General features: G+C 63.4%; 17 protein-coding genes and 1 pseudogene. 10 read left to right on the top strand and 8 right to left on the bottom strand.

The window, feature by feature from the left end; translation table 11 throughout:
• Both V7Q39_RS05825 and V7Q39_RS05820 read right to left on the bottom strand, forming a co-directional pair.
• Nucleotides 1-221, bottom strand: a 221-nt coding sequence (locus V7Q39_RS05825; protein WP_443082491.1) for a MurR/RpiR family transcriptional regulator, incomplete at its 3' end; no start/stop codon positions are given.
• A 105-nt stretch (nt 222-326) separates the two neighbouring features.
• A complete protein-coding gene (locus tag V7Q39_RS05820; protein ID WP_333815622.1) occupies nt 327-1,619 on the bottom strand; it encodes a LacI family DNA-binding transcriptional regulator in 1,293 nt (430 codons plus the stop codon).
• 12 nt (nt 1,620-1,631) lie between these two features.
• Between V7Q39_RS05820 and V7Q39_RS05815 the strand changes: the two genes are divergently transcribed.
• From V7Q39_RS05815 to V7Q39_RS05775, 9 genes are all read left to right on the top strand, one after another.
• A complete protein-coding gene (locus V7Q39_RS05815; RefSeq protein ID WP_333815621.1) occupies nt 1,632-2,600 on the top strand; it encodes a substrate-binding domain-containing protein in 969 nt (322 codons plus the stop codon).
• A 70-nt stretch (nt 2,601-2,670) separates the two neighbouring features.
• On the top strand, nt 2,671-3,729 hold the full coding sequence (locus V7Q39_RS05810) for an ABC transporter permease (protein WP_333815620.1): 1,059 nt from the start codon (nt 2,671-2,673) through the stop codon (nt 3,727-3,729).
• 11 nt (nt 3,730-3,740) lie between these two features.
• Nucleotides 3,741-4,535: an ATP-binding cassette domain-containing protein gene (locus tag V7Q39_RS05805; protein WP_333815619.1), complete on the top strand. Its 795-nt coding sequence runs from the start codon at nt 3,741-3,743 to the stop codon at nt 4,533-4,535.
• Nucleotides 4,536-4,605: 70 nt separating this feature from the next.
• On the top strand, nt 4,606-5,787 hold the full coding sequence (locus tag V7Q39_RS05800; RefSeq protein ID WP_333815618.1) for a Gfo/Idh/MocA family protein: 1,182 nt from the start codon (nt 4,606-4,608) through the stop codon (nt 5,785-5,787).
• Between the two features lie 12 nt (nt 5,788-5,799).
• Nucleotides 5,800-6,702, top strand: coding sequence for a sugar phosphate isomerase/epimerase family protein (locus V7Q39_RS05795; protein ID WP_333815617.1), 903 nt, complete (start codon nt 5,800-5,802; stop codon nt 6,700-6,702).
• An 11-nt stretch (nt 6,703-6,713) separates the two neighbouring features.
• A complete protein-coding gene (locus V7Q39_RS05790; protein WP_333815616.1) occupies nt 6,714-7,721 on the top strand; it encodes a sterol desaturase family protein in 1,008 nt (335 codons plus the stop codon).
• Between the two features lie 92 nt (nt 7,722-7,813).
• Nucleotides 7,814-8,938 (top strand): fatty acid desaturase family protein, encoded by a 1,125-nt coding sequence (locus V7Q39_RS05785; RefSeq protein WP_333815615.1) that lies wholly within the window; start codon nt 7,814-7,816, stop codon nt 8,936-8,938.
• A 34-nt stretch (nt 8,939-8,972) separates the two neighbouring features.
• Entirely contained in the window at nt 8,973-9,284 is a 312-nt protein-coding gene (locus tag V7Q39_RS05780; RefSeq protein WP_333815614.1) for a MocE family 2Fe-2S type ferredoxin, read from the top strand.
• A 12-nt stretch (nt 9,285-9,296) separates the two neighbouring features.
• Nucleotides 9,297-10,106 carry a 3-methyl-2-oxobutanoate hydroxymethyltransferase gene (locus V7Q39_RS05775; protein WP_333815613.1) on the top strand — a complete coding sequence of 270 codons (810 nt, stop codon included), beginning with the start codon at nt 9,297-9,299 and terminating at the stop codon, nt 10,104-10,106.
• Nucleotides 10,107-10,334: 228 nt separating this feature from the next.
• Here the strand turns inward: V7Q39_RS05775 and V7Q39_RS05770 are convergent, their stop codons facing one another.
• Both V7Q39_RS05770 and V7Q39_RS05765 read right to left on the bottom strand, forming a co-directional pair.
• The gene (locus V7Q39_RS05770) at nt 10,335-11,477 is read right to left on the bottom strand and encodes a Gfo/Idh/MocA family protein (protein WP_333815612.1); all 1,143 of its coding nucleotides are present in this window, start codon (nt 11,475-11,477) and stop codon (nt 10,335-10,337) included.
• Nucleotide 11,478: 1 nt separating this feature from the next.
• Entirely contained in the window at nt 11,479-12,489 is a 1,011-nt protein-coding gene (locus V7Q39_RS05765) for a Gfo/Idh/MocA family protein (protein ID WP_333815623.1), read from the bottom strand.
• Between the two features lie 176 nt (nt 12,490-12,665).
• On the opposite strand from V7Q39_RS05765, the gene V7Q39_RS05760 reads away from it, so the two are divergent.
• A complete protein-coding gene (locus V7Q39_RS05760) occupies nt 12,666-13,625 on the top strand; it encodes a sugar phosphate isomerase/epimerase family protein (RefSeq protein ID WP_333815611.1) in 960 nt (319 codons plus the stop codon).
• Nucleotides 13,626-13,679: 54 nt separating this feature from the next.
• Here V7Q39_RS05760 and V7Q39_RS05755 read toward each other — a convergent pair whose 3' ends face one another.
• The 4 genes and pseudogenes from V7Q39_RS05755 to V7Q39_RS05740 all read right to left on the bottom strand — a co-directional run bounded on the left by V7Q39_RS05755 (nt 13,680) and on the right by V7Q39_RS05740 (nt 17,736).
• Nucleotides 13,680-14,687, bottom strand: a complete 1,008-nt coding sequence (locus V7Q39_RS05755; RefSeq protein WP_333815610.1) for a Gfo/Idh/MocA family oxidoreductase — start codon at nt 14,685-14,687, stop codon at nt 13,680-13,682.
• Nucleotides 14,688-14,874: 187 nt separating this feature from the next.
• Nucleotides 14,875-15,621 (bottom strand): annotated as a pseudogene (locus V7Q39_RS05750) (ATP-binding cassette domain-containing protein); the annotation flags it as partial.
• 68 nt (nt 15,622-15,689) lie between these two features.
• Nucleotides 15,690-16,700, bottom strand: coding sequence for an ABC transporter permease (locus tag V7Q39_RS05745; protein ID WP_333815608.1), 1,011 nt, complete (start codon nt 16,698-16,700; stop codon nt 15,690-15,692).
• Nucleotides 16,701-16,770: 70 nt separating this feature from the next.
• Entirely contained in the window at nt 16,771-17,736 is a 966-nt protein-coding gene (locus V7Q39_RS05740) for a substrate-binding domain-containing protein (RefSeq protein WP_333815607.1), read from the bottom strand.
• Nucleotides 17,737-17,755: the final 19 nt, after the last annotated feature.

Here is a 17,755-nt window from a genome sequence, read left to right as displayed (position 1 = left end):
TCCTTGAAGCCCTTGTAGCCCAGCGACTGCGCATAGCGCACGAAGCTGGAGGCATAGATCCCGCATTTCGCCCCGATGGCATTGACCGACAGCACCGCCACGTCGTTCGGGTTCTGCGTCAGGTACAATGCGATCTTCTGGTACGACTTCGACATGTCGTCGTAGCGGTCGTGGATCAGCCGGATCAGCTCTTCATAGGTGTCCGGCGGGCGAAACGGCATTCTGCGATGATCCATTGAGAAGGACGTGAGGAAACATGCTATCATCATGGTGCAGTGATCGTTGTCAACTAAGGCGCTGCGCAAGGAAAAGTGCTGCAACCTCGTTCAATCGACATTCTGGGCAGTGAATGTCAAAAAGCTGATAGCCGGATTGTTTACTGGCCGCGAAAGGACGCCTAACCTGAACAGCATCAATTCCAACGCCCGACGCGCTTGGACTTCGGGAGCCTGATCCAGCACCACTTGCATGGTGCGATCTGCCAAGGCTGCGGCGGTCCGTTCCGTCAGTTCATGGCCGACATAGAACACCTCCCGCCCAAGCGGGTGGGTCCGAAGCATGTCACAAAGCACCCCGTTCAATCCGCCACAATTGTAGAACCCGGCCACCGCCTCCCCTGAGTTCAGGACGTCCCGCAGCAGCTCGACTCCGAAGATGCCCTTCTCCGGCGCCAAAAGCACCAGGGAGAAATCAAGATCCGGATTAGGGAATGCTGCGAAATAATCCGAGAAACCCCGAAGCCGCTGCTTGTGCGCCTCATATCGGTTCTCGGGAGCAAGGGCTACGACCCGGCCCCGCTTGCGGCACATCCGCGATAGAAACATCGCGGCCGACCTGCCAGCCGCAGTGTGGTTGATGCCAACATAGTCACCCGTAAAGCCAGCCACCTCAGTCACCAGTTGAATAACGGGCGTGCCGGACCTCTGGACATCCTGCAAGGCGTCACGAACCGCCGGATGATCTGGCGCCGTGATAATCAAGCCTGACCTCCGAATACTGTTCGCTTTAATTCTTGCGACACATTCCTCGGCATTCTGTCCCACAATCGTTCGATAAAGTATCACATTCGAGTCTAATGTGTCGGCCGCCTCAACAAACGCCGTCACCAAGCGAGCAAAGAATGTCGTCTCTGGTCGAGCCAATATCAACTCGATACGCTCAGTTGTTTGATGCATTTCTGGAAAGTCCCGGTCATATCTCAATGACTTTGCTGCTTTGATGACTCTTTGGACTTTATCTGGTCTAACCCCGCCTCGCCCATTCAGAACTCGTTCAACCGTGGCGAGGCTGACTCCAGCCTCTGCAGCGATGTCGGCAAACTTCACTCTCGCCATGATCGGCTCCTCCGCCCCCCAATCCGCGGAGAAAATTGAGGTGATCGCCTCAATTTTACGTTTCCCAACGGGCGATCGCAAGTAGCCTACTGAAAACACGTGAACTTTCTTCGGCAGCGCCTCCGCCTCACGCGCCGTTGCAACTCTTGCAACATGACAATTTTCTATGCAGTTTCTCTTTGCCTGGGGTGCGCCCTGGGTGCGGGGAGGAAGACCGCCCATTACCCCAAACGCATAAATCACCGGAAAGCCTGCGCTTTCCGGAACAGGATGGGCTGTGCGCAACAGGAGGACGCAATGAAATTCAAGAAATCGCTGGCAGCTTTGGCGCTGTCGACCGCCCTGGTCGCGGGAGGGGCGGCCCTTGCCAAGGACTCCGACCACGACTGGACCGGAATCGACATTCTGGTGCTGCACTGGTCGCAGTCGTCGAACCCCTTCTTCGAGGCGGTGAACAGCGGTGTTATCGACGCGGCCGAGGACCAAGGCGTGACCGTCGACATCCAGTTCGGCGAGGAAGATCCGGTCACGACCTCTAACATCCTCGAGACAGCCATCGCAAACGGGGTCGAGGCCATCGCTGTCGCTATCGCCGACGACAATGCCTATGACGAGATCCTCTGCCGCGCCAAGGAGGCGGGCATCGTGGTCGTCACGCTGAACATCGACGACTCGCAGGGCGCCAACGGCATCTGCCGCCTGGCCTTCATGGGTCAGAACTTCGTCGAGTCGGGCTATGTCCTCGGCAAGCGAATGATCGAGGAGCACGGGCTGAAAGAGGGCGACCTGGTCTTCACTCCGGTCGAAGCCCCCGAGGGCACCTATGCGGTGCTGCGCCACGAGGGCGTCGCTAAGGCTCTCGCCGAGATTGGCGCGACCACCGAGATCCTGGGCACCGGCAACGACCATGGTCAGGCGCTGAGCCTCATGACCCAGTGGCTTCTGGGCCACCCGGATGCCGATGCGGTGATCGGGCTGGGGCAGACGCCCACCAGCCAGGCGGTGCAGGCGATCAAGGATGCCGGCCTGACCATCCCGGCGGGCGGCTTCGATGTCTCGCAGTCGATCCTGAAGAACATCGAGGACGGCGAACTGACGGCGGCGGTAGACCAGCAGCCCTATTCGCAGGGCTACTACGCGGTCACCCAGGCTGCGCTGGCGGTGAAATACGGCCTCTACCCGTCCGAGATGGACACCGGCGGTGCCGGCTTGGTCGACAAGACCAACTACAAGGCCGCCGTCGAATGGGCCGGGAAGGTCCGCTGAGACCATAGCGAAAAGACCGGGAGGGGCACCCCTTCCCGGTCCAGCCAGAAAAGGGGAGGGGAAACCGGGAATGTCCGCCACACAATCAGATCACATCCGTTCGGCCATCGCAGCCAGAAACAGCCGCGGCATGGCCGCCAAGGTCCGCGACTGGATCCAGTCGCGCCCCGAGGGTGGTATCGCCGTCCTCTTCGTCGTCGTGCAGGCCGTCGTGGTCCTGTCCGCCGTCGCCATGCCGGATTTCCGCTACCTGACGCAGGCCAACATCGCTGTGACGCTGAAGGCCATCGCGCCGCTGGGGATCATGGCGCTTGGCGTCGGCATCCTGATGATCGCGGGCGAGTTCGACCTGTCGGTCGGCGCGCTATATTCCTTCTGCGCCATCGTCACCGCGACCCTGACCAACGCCTGGGGCGCCGACATAGACGCCGAAGGCGCCAACGCGCTGCTGCCCTTCGTCGCCATGGCCATCGGCCTGCTGATCGGAACGCTGGCCGGGATCGTCCATGCGGTGATCACGTTGCGCTTCAACATCCCGTCCTTCATCACAACACTGGGGGCCATGCTGATCTGGAAAGGCGCCACACTGTTATTCCACGGCGCCACCTCGCTACGCTTCAAGCCATCGGAACCCTTCGCCTCGATCTTCGGCGGGCAGATCGGCGTCGTCCATGCCTCCATGTTCTGGTTCCTCGGCATGGCGGTGGTCTTCTTCTTCCTCCTGCACCGCCATCGGCTGGGTAACCACTTCTTCGCGGTCGGCGGCAACCGCAACGCCGCCGTCGCCATCGGCATCAACCCGGCGCGCACCAAGATCATCGCCTTCGCCATCTGCGGCTTCATGGCCGCGCTGTCGGGGATCGTGGCCGGGGTCCGGGTCTCGTCGATCCAGCCGGGCGGCGGTATCGGGCTGGAACTGGTGGCCATCGCGGCCTGCGTGATCGGCGGCCATGCGCTGATGGGCGGCCGGGGCTCGATCCTGGGCATCGTGCTGGGAACGGCGCTGATGTTCACCATCCAGGACGTGCTGCTGCTGCTGCGCGCGCCCGGCTTCTATTTCGAGATGTTCGTCGGCGGTCTGATCGTGATCGCGGTGATCATGAACATGGCGATCCGGCGCAAGGGATGAGGGGGACGGAGATGACCGAACAACTGGAAATCGTTACTCCGGCCGAACCGCCCGTCGCCGGCCTGAAGCCCACCGAGACGCCGCTTCTGGAGATGCGCAACATCACCAAACGCTATGGCGGCTTCGTCGCGCTGAACGACATGAACTTCTACATCGGCCGGAACGAGGTGATCGGCCTTCTGGGCGACAACGGTGCTGGCAAGTCGACGCTGGTCAAGATGATGTCTGGTATCAATCCGCCGACCTCCGGCGAGATTCTCGCCAATGGCCGCAAGGTCCAGTTCCGCAGCCGCTCCGACAGCGAGGCGGCCGGGATCGAGACCATCTACCAGGACATCGCGCTGGTCGACAGCATGTCGATCACCCGCAACATCTTTCTCGGCCGCGAGATGGTGAACGCCTTCGGCTTCATGAACCACAAGGCTATGGAGCAGAAGACCATCGAGATCCTCGGCTCGGCGGTGCAGATTTCCGGCATCGACGATCCGGATAAGGAGGTGGGCTTCCTTTCCGGCGGCCAGAAACAGGCCGTCGCCATCGCGCGGGCGGTGCATTTCAAGCGCAATATCCTGCTTCTGGACGAACCGACCTCGGCCCTGTCGGTGCGCGAGACCGAACATCTTCTGGCCTATGTCCGTGACCTGAAGGACCAGGGAACATCCTCGGTCCTTGTGACGCACAACCTCTACCACGCCTTCCAGGTCTGCGACCGCTTCGTGGTGATGAGCCACGGAACGAAGGTGTTCGAAGCCCGCAAGGAGGACACCTCGATTGAGGAAGTGACCTACCACGTGATCAGGACCTGATCCTCCGGCACCGCGCCAGCAAGGCGCGGCGCCTACCCCCTCAAGACCCGTTCAAGACCCGGAGCATCACATGGCCCTCGCAGGAACCGAATTCTACCCGCCCGTATCGCGCAAGCTTCGCCTCGGCATAGTCGGAGGCGGGCGCGGTGCGCTGGTCGGGCAATGGCACTGGACGGGCGCACGGCTGTCGAACCGCTGGGACCTGGTGGCGGGGGCATTGTCGTCGGACCCGGAAACCGCCCGCGCTTCGGGGCGCGAATGGATGCTGTCCGAGGACCGGATCTACACCGATTACCGCGCGATGGCTAAGGCTGAAGCAGCGCGACCCGACGGAATCGAAGCGGTGGCGATTTGCACGCCGAACTTTTCTCACCGCCCTATCGCCGAGGCCTTCATGGATGCGGGCATCGACATCATCTGCGACAAGCCGATGACCAACACGCTCGAGGATTGCGTGGCGCTGGAAAAGCGCCAGCGTGAGACCGGCCTCGTCTTCGCCATCACCCATCCTTACCCGTTCCACGCGATGGCCCGGCAGGCGCATGAGATGGTGAAGGCCGGTGCCATCGGCAAGGTCAGCCAGGCGCTGGTGGAATATGCGCAGGACTGGGCGACAGAACCGGACGATCCCTCATCGAAAAGCCTGGCATGGCGGCGCGATCCTGCCAAGATCGGCCGCGCCTCGGCCACTGGCGACATCGGAACCCATGCCTTCCAGATGCTGGAATATATGACCGGCCACCGGGTCGCTCGGCTGCGGGCCGATTTCCACGTCTGCGGCGCACCCAAGGCGATGGAGGACACCGCTTTCTTGAACCTGTCGCTGGACAATGGTGCCCCGGCGGCGATGTGGCTGACCCAGGCGGCGCCGGGCAACTACAGCGGGTTGCGCTTTCGCATCTACGGCGACAAGGGCGGGCTGCACTGGGACCAGGAATTCCCCGAAACCCTGCGCTACACCCCGCTGAACGCCCCAGAGCAGACCTTCGTCCGCGGCCACGGGTCGGGCATCGTGCCATCTGCGGAACGGATGGTGCTCTTGCCCCGCGGTCACGGCGAGGCGCTGTCGGACGCCTGGGGCAACCTTTACCGCGAGATCGCCATCGCCGTCGAGGCGCGGCGGGCGGGCAAAACGGTGCCCGAGGGGCTGATCGACTTGCCCGACATCAAAACCGGCTCGCGCGGCGTCCGCTTCATTAACGCCGCCGCCGACAGCCACGAGGCCGGCGGCACCTGGGTTCAGGTGGACTGACGGAGTTTTCCCATGCGTATCGCCCTTGACCCTTTCATGCACCGCCACCTTGGCCTTGAGGACCTTCCCCGCAAGGTGAAGGAGCTTGGCTATGACTGGATCGAACTGTCGCCGCGCGGCGACTTCCTCGAATGGTTCAAAGCGCCGCGGGTCTTCCCAGACCGGATCAGGACGTTCCGGAAGGCGCTGGCGACAGAGGGAGTAAAGATCGCCAGCCTCCTGCCGATGTATCGCTGGGCCTCGAACGACGAGGGCGAGCGGCAGGCCGCTGTGAAGCACTGGAAACGCGCCATCGAGATCGCGGTAGAGATGGAAGTGGACACGATGAACTCCGAATTCGGCCGCGGGCCGCATCCGAACAAGGGCTCGTGCTACTGCTGCCATACCGGCAGCATGATCGAGACCTGCGAGAACGCCTGGTGGCGGTCGATGGAAGAGTTGGTGCCGGTGCTGGAGCGCGAGGGCATCCAGCTGAACATCGAGCCCCACCCCGAGGACTGGTGCGAGACGATCCAGCCCGCGCTCGACATCATCCGCACGGTGAACTCAAAGAGCGTGAAGTTCCTCTACTGCGCGCCGCACACCTTCTATTTCGGCGGCGACACGGTGGAAATGCTGCGTGCGTCGAAGGACGTGCTGGCCCATGTCCATGTCGGCGACACATTCAACCACCGGGCCAGCTCGGGCCTGCGTTATATCCTGAACCCGCCGGGCACGCAGGTGCGCGTCCATCAGCACCTGAACATCGGTCAGGGCGAGGTGCCTTGGGACAATTTCTTCGGCACCCTGGCCGAGATCGGCTTCGACGGCATCATGACCGCCTGCGTCTTCGCCTGGGAGGAAAAGGCCGACGAATCCGGTCGGTTCATGCGCGCCGAGATGCAGCGCTACATCGACAGATACTGGAAAACATGAGGAGGAACGTCATGGACGACCTGCAATATGGAACCAGGAACAAGCGCGGCGACTGGACCCCGAGCGAGCCGCTGAGGATCGCGCCCATCTACCGGCTGCCCTGGAAGTTTCGCGACATCCTCGGCTTCCTGAAGGGCTACTTCCTGCCCTGGAATGTGTCGTTCATGGCGTTGGCCACGATCTACTGGTTCTTCCTGACGCCCTCGGTCGAGACGATCCGAACGCTCGCTCCCGGCTGGATCCTCTATCTGTTCCTGCGAAACTCGGCGGCGGTCCTGATCTTCTTCGGGGCGATGGAACTGCGGCTCTACGTCCAGCGCCGACAGGGCAGCCAATTCAAATACAATCATCGCTGGCCCAGTGAGCACCCTTCCGACGTGTTCATGTTCAAAAGCCAGACCATCGACGGGATCATCCGCACCTTCGCGACCGGCGTCCCGATCTGGACGGCCTACGAGGTGCTGATCCTGTGGTGCTATGCCAACGGCATCGGCGCCTGGTCGACCTTCGAGGCGCATCCGGTCTGGTTCGTCGTGCTCTGGCTTCTGGTGCCGATCTGGCACGAGGGGCACTTCTACCTGATCCACCGGCCGCTGCACTGGCCGTTCTTCTACAAACATATCCACTCGATCCACCACAACTCGGTGAATCCCAGCCCCTGGTCGTCACTGTCGATGCACCCGGTCGAGCAGTTGCTCTTCTTCTCCAGCTCGCTCCTCTATCTGGTCGTGCCCGCCCATCCGCTGTTTGCACTTTATCATCTGCAGCTGTCGGGTCTCGGCTCGATCGTCGGACATATCGGCTTCGACAAGATCGCCCTGGGGGACGAGAAGCTGATGGATACCCATACCTACAACCACTACCTCCACCACAAGTATTTCGAGGTGAACTATGGCGACGGGACGGTGCCCTTCGACAAGATCTTCGGCACCTACCATGATGGAACCGCCGCCTCGGATGCCGCGCTGGACCGTCGGATGAAGCGGCGGCGCGAAAAGATGGCCGCTCGCTTGGGTTGACCGCAAGCGACCACCTTGTGCCGGGCCGTGCTCTCCCTCCCGCCGGCCCGGCACCTCCTTCCAGCCTCTGAAACGATGAATAGAGAACGCCTATGGCCCGCACCAATCGCGACTATGCCCTGCTGGGAAGGGACGCCCGGCTTGCCGAGAAGATCGGGCTGGTGTCGGCAGCCTGGTATCACACCGAGATTCCACGAAAGGTGATGAAGGACCTGATGCAGCGCGGCGACAATCCGGCCATCCGCGACACCATCATCCTTTTCGCCACGATGATCGGATCGGCGGCTGCAGGCATCTGGCTCTGGCCGTCTTGGTGGTCGGCACCCTTCTGGGCGATCTACGGCGTGCTCTATGCCTCGGCGATGGATTCGCGCTGGCACGAATGCGGGCACGGCACGGCCTTCCGCACCCGTTGGCTGAACGATGCGGTCTACCAGATCGCCTGCTTTTGCATGTTGCGTAACCCGGTGGTCTGGCGCTGGAGCCATGCCCGGCATCACACCGACACTATCATCGTCGGCCATGATCCCGAAATCATCGCCATGCGGCCCGCTGTCGTGGCGCGGCTGATCCTGAACTTCTTCGGGCTGTTCGAGCTTTGGGGGAACGGCAAGGCCATGGTCCAACTCATCTTCGGCTACATGCCTGCAACCACGCGATCCTTCGTGCCCGCCAGCGAGCAGCCGAAGGCCTTTCGCATCGCGCGCATCTGGGGGCTGATCTACCTCGGCACCGCCGCCCTCGCGCTCTGGCTGGGCTCCATCCTGCCGTTCATGGTCATCGGCCTGCCCATCCTCTTCGGCAGCTGGCACATGGTCATGACCGGCTACATGCAGCACCTCGGCCTGGCCGAAAACGTTCTCGACCACCGGCTGAACAGCCGCACGGTCTATATCAACCCGATCAGCCGATTCATCTACTGGAACATGAACTACCACGTCGAACACCACATGTTCCCGATGGTGCCCTACCACGCGCTGCCTCGGCTGCACGCGCTGATCAAGCATGACCTGCCGCCCGCGCATCCGTCGATCCTGTCGGCCTATGCCGAGATCATCCCCGCTCTGGCTAGGCAGTTCCGTAACCCCGACTGGTTCGTGAAGCGGCAACTGCCCCCCACCGCCAAGCCCTATCGGCCCGAGTTCCACGGCGATCTCGAGCCTGGCCAGCCGACGCCGGGCATCGGGGGCTATCCATTTTCCCATGCCGCCGAATAGGCGCCCGACACGACACCTCAAGACTGGAGCCCAGATGCCCTGGATCACCGCCTGTTCCACCGACGACATCGAGACTGAAGATCTGATGCGCTTCGATCATGCCGGCCGCACCTTTGCGATCTATCGCAGCCCGGATGACGAATTCTTCTGCACCGACGGCCATTGCACCCACGAGCGGGTCCATCTCGCCGACGGGCTGGTCATGGACTACGTCGTCGAATGCCCGAAGCACAACGGCCAGTTCGACTACCGCACCGGCGAGGCCGTGCGCGCGCCGGTGTGCGTCAACCTCGCCACCTTCGAGACCCGGGTCGAGGACGGCCAGGTCCAGATACTCATTCCCTGAAGGAGCCCGGAAATGGTCCACAAGAACACCCGCCCGACCGTCCACGACATGCGTCAGATGAAGGCTCGCGGCGAGAAGATCGCGATGCTCTATGTCACCACGCAGGAGGAGGCGGCAGCGGCGGCTCAGGCCGGCATCCACATGCTGTCGATCGAGGCCCGCTTCTTTTCGCCGGGGATGCGAGAGGCTGCCGGGGACTGCTTCGTCCAGATCGGGCTGCCCTACGGCCCGAATGGGGCGCTCGTCACTGCCGAGGATTATCTGCGCGCGGCCTATCATTTCACGGCGATCGGCGGTGACAGCTTCTATTGCGCCGCATCGTTCGACATCCAGAAGGCTCTGTGCGACAATCATGTCCCGATCGTGGCGCATGTGGGCATGAATCCCAACATCGTGACCTGGACGGGCTGGCGCGCGGTCGGCAAGACCGCGACCGAAGCGCGCCGCGTCTGGGACCAGATCAAGCGCCTGGAGGCGGTCGGCGCCTTCGCGGCAGAGCTGGAATGCGTGCCGGACCGCCTGGGGGCCTTCATAAGCGCCAACACGCCCATGCTGATGCTGGGCATGGGCGCCGGTCCCGGTGCGGATGCGCAATACCTGTTCGCCGAGGATGTGCTTGGCTGCACGGACGGACACAAGCCGCGCCACGCCAAGACTTACAGGGACTTCGCGGCCGAGTATGCCCGTCTCCAGGACGAGCGCATCGCGGCCTTCAAGGAGTTCATGACGGACGTTAACACCGGTAGCTATCCTCAACCGCACCACAACGTCCCGATGCAGGACGAAGAATTTGCATCCTTCAAGGCCGCAATCGGTCACTGACTCAAAGGAATCATCCGATAAAGTCGGCCTTCTCGGTGCTGGGCGTATTGGCGGCGTCCACGCCACTGCCATCTCCACCAACCCCGAGGCGCTGATTTTCAGTCTTGGGGTTGAGATCGAGGACTACATGGCTACTCACGACGGCCACCCGCCGCCGCCACGCTGGCCCACAACTTCCGAGGCAAGGAGATGCGAGTGATCGGTCTCCCGGTGGATTGTTTACGTTCCCTAACGATCCCTTTTGCTGGCACGTTGAATTTCATCGAGGATCATCACCGCTTCATAGCCATCCTGGATGGACCCATTTTTGAATGGCCGACCCTCGGCACAGCAGGTAAGAAACTCATGAAGCATGAAGCCGAACCACTCTGCATAACCGATCGAGACCGCATCGTGGGGAACCGTGCCAAGTGCGCCGATGTCTGGAGCGGCTGGGCTGTTCATCACCCGTGTGAAGCCGGTTGACCCGTCCGGCGACCGCAAGGCAATTTCGTAGAAGCTCGGCATCTCGGTCGTGAACCTGGCCGTGCCCTCAGTGCCCATCACCTCGACAGTCAGCCGGTTTCCGCTGCCGACGGCAACGCGGCTGGCGGACAGGTAACCCTGTGCCCCGTTGGTGAAGCGCAGAAGGGCCGACATCACGTCGTCATTGTCGACAACGGCGGTCTTGTCGGACAATGCCACATGCCCGTGTCCGGTCGTGGCGCCCAAAGGCAGCCGACGCTCCGTGATCGAGATGGTGGAGATTGCCCCGATCACCTCGGCCACATCACCGAAGAGGAAGCGCATCGTGTCTACGGCATGGGTGCCGACATCGAGCAGCGCGCCCGGACCGGCCTTGGCGAGCTCGTAGCGCCAGGAATGCGGCAGCAGCGGGTCTGCGGCGTAGTCGCATTGGAACTGGACCAAGATCTGTACCGGCTTGCCCAGATCGCCTGCCTCGATCCGGGCCTTGATCGCCGCGATGGCGGGGATGCGACGGTAGTTGAAAACCGTGCCAGAGACCGACCGCGCCTTGCGCGCGACCTCTGCAACGGATCGGGCAGAGGCCGCATCCAGCGCGAGAGGCTTTTCGCAAAGCACATGCTTGCCGGCGGCCAGCGCAGCCAGAGTCACTTCGGTATGCAGGAAGTTCGGCAAGCAGACCGAGACCACCTCGATCTCGGGATTGGCGATGACGGCCCTCCAGTCGGTCTCGGTCTGTGCGAAGCCCCAGTCGGCGGCCAGTCTGCGCGCAGCGTCGGGGTTCATGTCGCAGACCGTGTGCAGATTGCCCGTGGGGCCGAAGCGGTGCGCAAACTGGCGGTAGGCGGCGGCATGGGCAGCGCCGATCATCCCGGCTCCGATGACGGTAATTCCATGGAACGGCATCTCAGTGTCCTTTCACGTCGGCCCAGCCGCCCGACCGGGCAGAGGCAAAGACGGCATCTGCCACGGCAGCGTTGGCGCGGGCGTCTCCGATTCCATAGAACGGCGCATCGAAGCCGCGCACCGCGCGGGCGAAGTTGGTGACTTCGGCCTCATACTGATCCAGCGCCGGGAATTCGACGGCGTGGGTCTCGGACCGCGCATGATCGGTCGAGGTGTCGATGATGATCAGGTTTGGCTCGGTCTGCGACGGGACATAGGCCTGCGGCAAGGTCAGGAAGGCACGCTCGCAGACAATCTCGATGGATTGCGACGACGCTTGCGCCAGGGAGACCATGAAGGTCGCCTGCCTGCGCGCGCCGAAATCCAGGATCACTGAGGTGAAGAGGTCGATCCCGGCGGTGTTGCGCTCCATCAGCGCCATGGCGCGAAGGGGTTCGGCGCCAAAGACGAAGCGGGCAGCCATGGCGGTATAGCAGCCAAGGTCGTAGTAGGCCCCGCCGCCCATGTCCGGCGTCTGGCGGAAGTCGTCCACCTTCGTCATGTGGAAGGACAGAAGCGAGGAGAAGGTCAGGGGCGCCCCGTAGGTCCTGTCCTGCATCAGCTTGCGAAGATGCTGCCATCTCGGCTGGTGGCGCACCATGAAGGCCTCGGCGATCCGTAAGGCCGGATCGACACGATCCAGCGCAGAGAACTCGTCTGCGCGCATCGCTGCGGGCTTTTCGATCAGGACATGCTTCCCCGCATCCGCAGCCTTGCGGGCCCATTCGATATGCAGGTGGTTCGGCAGTGCGATGTAGATGGCCTCGACATCGGGATCGGCAAGAAGCGCATCGTAGCTGCCATAGGACCTCGGGACCGAATGCCGCTCGGCCATGGCGCGGGCGCGGTCCGCGTCACGGGCGGCGACAGCCCAGGGCAGGCAGGTTGGGCTATTCTTCAGCGCCGGCAGGATGGCTCCGTCGGCGATCCGGGCAGCGCCAAGAATGCCCCAGCGGACGGGTTCGGCGATCATCGGCACGGTTGGTTTCTCCTCCACACCCGACAGGTTCTGCCACAGGGCTTCGGCGTGCGCAGGGTCCGCGGTGATGGGTTTCCATCAGTCGCATCCGTGCCCGCAGAGGCCACCGAAGATATGTCGTCACAAGGGGAGGCCGGCGGGTCCGGCCTCGCCATCAGGGAGGAGCTGCCATGAAGATCGGATTTGTTTCGGACAGCCTTGGCGGGCTGTCCTTCGATCAGGTGCTGGACAATGCGGCGCGGATCGGGGTTTCGGGGGTCGAAGTGAACACCGGCGGCTGGTCGACTGCGCCGCATTTCGATCTGGCCGCGATGAAGGCCAGTGCCGAGGCACGCAAGGCGTTTCGGGGGGCGTTCGAGACACGGGGGCTGGAGATCATCAGCCTGAATGCGAACGGCAACCCCACCCATCCGACCGAGCCAAAGCAGGGAGAGTGCCTCAAGGACACGATCCGTATCGCGGGTGAGATGGGGATCCAGACCGTCTGCACCATGTCGGGCCTGCCTGCGGGGCAGAAGGGCGACCTGATGCCGAACTGGGTGGTATCCAGCTGGCCGCCCGAGACGCGTCGCATCCTCGACTACCAATGGAACGAGGTCCTGATCCCGTTCTGGACTGGGATCGCCGCGCTGGCCAAAGAGTGCGGCGTGGAACGCATCGCGCTGGAGCTTCACGGCAACCAGTGCGTCTACAACGTGCCCAGCCTGCTGAAGTTGCGGCAGGCGATCGGGCCGGTGATCGGCGCCAACCTCGACCCGTCGCATCTGTTCTGGATGGGGGCCGATCCGCTGGTCGCGGCCGAGGCGCTGGGTGAGGCGATCTACCATGTCCATGCCAAGGACACGATGCTGAACCCTCGCGTGCAGGCGACCACCAGCCTGTTGGAGAGCGGCGGGCTGACGGATATTCCGGCCCGGTCCTGGAGCTACATCACCCTCGGCTTCGGCCATGACGAGACCTGGTGGCGCAACTTCTGCTACCGGCTGAGGATGGGCGGCTATGACGGCTGGCTGTCGATCGAGCACGAGGACATCCTGCTGAACTCGCTGGAAGGGCTGGAGAAATCGGTGGCGCTCTTGAAAGGCGTGATCCCGGTTGCGCCGTCGAACTTCAAGTTGCAGGCGATCTGAAGGCAAAAGGGCGCGGGGTTTCCCTCCGCGCCCTTTCCTTTTGGCCTGGGTTCCTCAGCGCGCGTAGAAGTCGGGCTGCGCTTCCAGCTCGACCGCAACCCGCCGGCTCTCCGTCAGCGCCCGCACACCCGCTTCGGCTACTGTCGCTGCGGCCAGTCCATCCCAGCAGTCCGAGGCGATGACGGGGAATTCGCCCGTGGCCGCGAAACGCAGGAAGTCGCGGTTCTGGCGGCGGTAGGCCTCGGCATAGCGCCCCCGCCAGTCGGCATCGTAGACTGCGCTTTGCGTCAGGGCGGCGTCCAGCCGGCTGTAGCCCGGCGCGATCATCTGCACCGATCCGGTTTCTCCCACCAGCTCGCCGCGCACGTCGTAGCCGTAGGCGGCGTTGTTGTTGACCTCGATCGTCACCAGCTGGCCGCCCGTGGTTTCCAGCACCATCACCACCGGGGCGACCCGCGCATCCGACCGCTGCGGCTGAAAGGCCGAGATGGCCGCATATTCGGTGCCCAGCACATGGCGCACCACATCGAATTCATGCGGGGCGGAGTTGGTGATCGCCATCGCCCCGGTGAAATCCGCCGCCGGGGTTTCCACATTGCGGTGGAAGTTGTGCATCATCAGCGCCCGGCCGATACGGCCCTGGGCCAGAGCCGCCTTCATCTCGACATAGGACTGGTCGTAGCGCCGCATGAAGCCAAGCTGCACCCAGCGTCGTCCCGACGCCATTTCCGCGGCGGTCACCTGCCGGCATTCGGCAGAAGACTGCGACAGGGGCTTTTCGCACAGGACGGGCTTTCCGGCGGCGATGCATGCCAGGGACAGGGGCGCGTGGGTGAAGTCCGGGCTGGCCACGACGACGGCATCGACATCGGCCCGCCGGATCGCGGCCTCGGGGTCGGTCATGACGTCGGCCGCGCCAACCGATCCGGCCAGCACCGCCGCCCGTTCAGGCGAAGCATCGCAGACGACCTGGACGCGGCCTCCGGGTATTTCCGAGGTGAAGATGCGGGCATGGTCGCTGCCCATGATCCCGGCACCGATGATGGCAAGGCGAATGGTCATCAGACCTCGATCCAGACTTGGCCGTCCTGGACGCGGACGGGGAAGGTTTTCAGGTTGATGCAGGCGGGGGCGCAGGCGCGGATCCAGTCGGGCATGGGACTTCTTCCTGAATTTGGGGCCCCGGCCCGGGGAGACGGGCCGGGGCTAGGATCGGAGGCCGGGGGCAACCGGCCTACCGACAGGGAGGTTATTCCGCGGGCGGTGGCGGGTGGCAGTCGTGGCTGGCCATGTAGCCTTCGATCTCGGCCTCGAGGCTGGCCATGCTGGCGCCCCCGGCCATCAGATCGGTGATCTCCTCGCGGGTCTTCTCGCCCTTCTTGAAGTCGGCGGCGACGGCGCCGCGGATCAGCACGGCGAAATGGTCGCCCACCGCCATGGCATGCATCACCTGGTGGGTGATGAAGATCACCGCGAGGCCCCTCCGCTTCGCCTCGTTCACGATGCGCAGGACATGGGTCGCCTGCTTCACCCCAAGCGCGGCGGTGGGTTCGTCCAGGATCAACACCCGCGCGCCGAAATGCACCGCCCGGGCGATGGCGAGCGACTGCCGCTCGCCGCCCGAGAGGCCCCCGACCAGCCGGTCGCCGTCGGTGATCCGGGTGATGCCCATGTCCTGCACCGCCTTGACAGCAATCGCGTTGGCCCGCGCGCGGTCATAGGTCCTGAACGGCCCCCAGCCCTTCGTCGGCTCCACGCCGACAAAGAACGACCGGCCGATTGACATCAGGGGAAAGGTGCCGCCGAACTGGTGGACGGTGGAAATGCCGGCCTCCTGCGCGGCGCGCGGGCTTGGGAAGCTGACCGTTTTGCCGTCCAGCTCGATGGCGCCGGTGGTGGGCTGGTGCACACCCGAGAGGATGCGGATCAGCGTCGACTTTCCTGCACCGTTGTCGCCGAGAAGGCAGAGAACCTCGCCCGGCCGGACCTCTAGCGTGATGTCGTGCAGCACGTCGATGGGGCCGAAGCTCTTGTTCACGCCCCTCAGGGCCAGGATCGGGGCGGTCATGCCTTGAGGCCTTTCTTCTTCGTGGTCGCGGACAGGGCAATCTTGCGGAAGGTGTTGTTCATCAGCACGGCGACCAGCAGCATCACCCCGATGATCAGCGAGGACAGGTTGCGGTCGAAGCTGGTGAAATAGATGCCCTGGTTGACGATGGCGAAGGTGATCGTGCCGAAGAAGATGCCGACGACCGACCCGAAACCTCCGGTCAAGAGGACGCCTCCGACCACGACCGAGATGATGGTGTTGAAGATATAGCTCTGCCCCGCGGAAACCTGCGCCGAGTTGAAAAGGATCGTCTGGCACATGCCGACAAAGGCGGCGGAGACCGAGGACAGAACGAAGAGCCAGATCGTCAGCTTGTCCGTGGGGATGCCGGCATTGCGGGCGCTGACCTTGTCGCCGCCAAGCGCGAAGACCCAGTTTCCCCAGGGGCTGACGTGCAGGAACCAGAAATAGGCGAGGGACAGCACCAGCCACCAGAGGACCAGGACCTGATAGGTTCCGAAGATGAAGCTGCCGAACACAGTCTTCGCCCAAGGCTCGATGTTGGGCATCGAAACCGAGGTCGAGTTGGTCAGGATGATCGACAGGAACAGCACCAGACCTGCGATGGCAAACAGCGTTCCCATCGTGACGATCAGCGAGGGCACGTTGGTGCGCACGACGATGATCCCGTTGATCAGACCGACCAGCACGCCAAATCCCAGCGTCACGGCGATGCCCACGATCATCGGCAGGCCGTAGTGGCCCGAGACGATGGCGATGGTCATCGAGGCTGCCGGGACCATCGCACCGATGGAGATGTCCAGCTCTCCGGCAATCATCAGGAAGCCGACAGGCACCGCGATGATCCCGAGGTTCGCCGCGACGTTCAGCCAGCTGGCAACCCCTTGCGGCGAGAGAAACAGCACGCCCCCGAAGATGGTAAAGAAGATGGCTACGAAGACCATGCCCAGGAAAGCGCCCGCTTCGGGTCGCCGCAGCAGGGCATCAAGTGAAAAGGTTCCCATCGGCGCTCCCCCCCTCTGGTAATGTCGGTCTGGAGTAGGGCCCGCCCACGCAAGGCGGGCCCCGCTCAACTTAGCGCGTGCCCGCTTCCACGCCAGCCAGCGTTGCCTCGACATTCGCGGCATCGACGATGGCCGGCCCGGTCAGGACCGGGTCGGTCGCAAGGTCGGTGCCCCAGTCGATGGTCGCGGCCAGCATGGTCACCGCCAGGAAGGATTGCAGGTAGGGCTGCTGGTCGACCGCCATCGTCTGCTTGCCGTTCTTAATGCGGTCCAGGATCGAGGCGCTGAGGTCGGTCGAGGCGAGCTGGACCTTGTCGCCCACGCCCGCCTGCTCGATCGCCAGCGCGGCCGCATCGGTCACGGCAGAGTTCAAAGTGAACACCGAGTCGATGGACGGGTCCTTCAGAAGTTCTGCTTTGATCGCCTCGGTGGTCCCGGCGGCGTTGCCGTCGAGGTTCGCGGGCAAGGGCAGGCGGACGATCTCGGCACCATTGGCCTTGGCGCCTTCCTCCAGCCCGTTGCAGCGGGTTTCCAGGTTCACCGCGCCCGGCACCTGGATGACGCAAAGCATCTTCTTCGATCCGGCCTTGGCCATGTATTCGCCACCCCGGACACCGGCGAGATGCTCGTCGGTGCCGAAGTAGTTGAAGGCCCCGATCTTGTCCTTGTCGCCGTCGGCGCCGATCGTGTTATAGAGCATGATCTTGATGCCCTTCTTCGCCGCCTCCTCCAGCGCCGGAACCTGTGCATCCGGCACCCAGATCGGGATCGCGATGCCATCTACGCCCTGGCTGACGGCGGTGTTGATCAGGCCGACCAGGTCAGGGCCGAAGTTGTCGTAGTTTGGCACGGTCAGGTAGGTCACCGTCCCGCCGTTCGCTTGCACCACCAGTGCCGCGTCATCGACGCCCTTCTTGATCTTGTTGAAGAAGGCGTCCTGCGCCGAACCGGCGATCACGGCGAGGTCCGCCGCAGTGCCTTGGGTCGCAATCAGCGCGGTCGTGGCCAGGGCCAGACCAAGGGTCTTCATCTTCATGGGGTCTCTCCTCCTGTTG

Source organism: Tabrizicola sp., from assembly GCF_036781545.1.
In the GTDB taxonomy this organism is placed as follows: domain Bacteria; phylum Pseudomonadota; class Alphaproteobacteria; order Rhodobacterales; family Rhodobacteraceae; genus Tabrizicola.
Note: the sequence above shows the minus strand (reverse complement) of the source record. Positions and strands in the feature narration are given on the sequence as shown.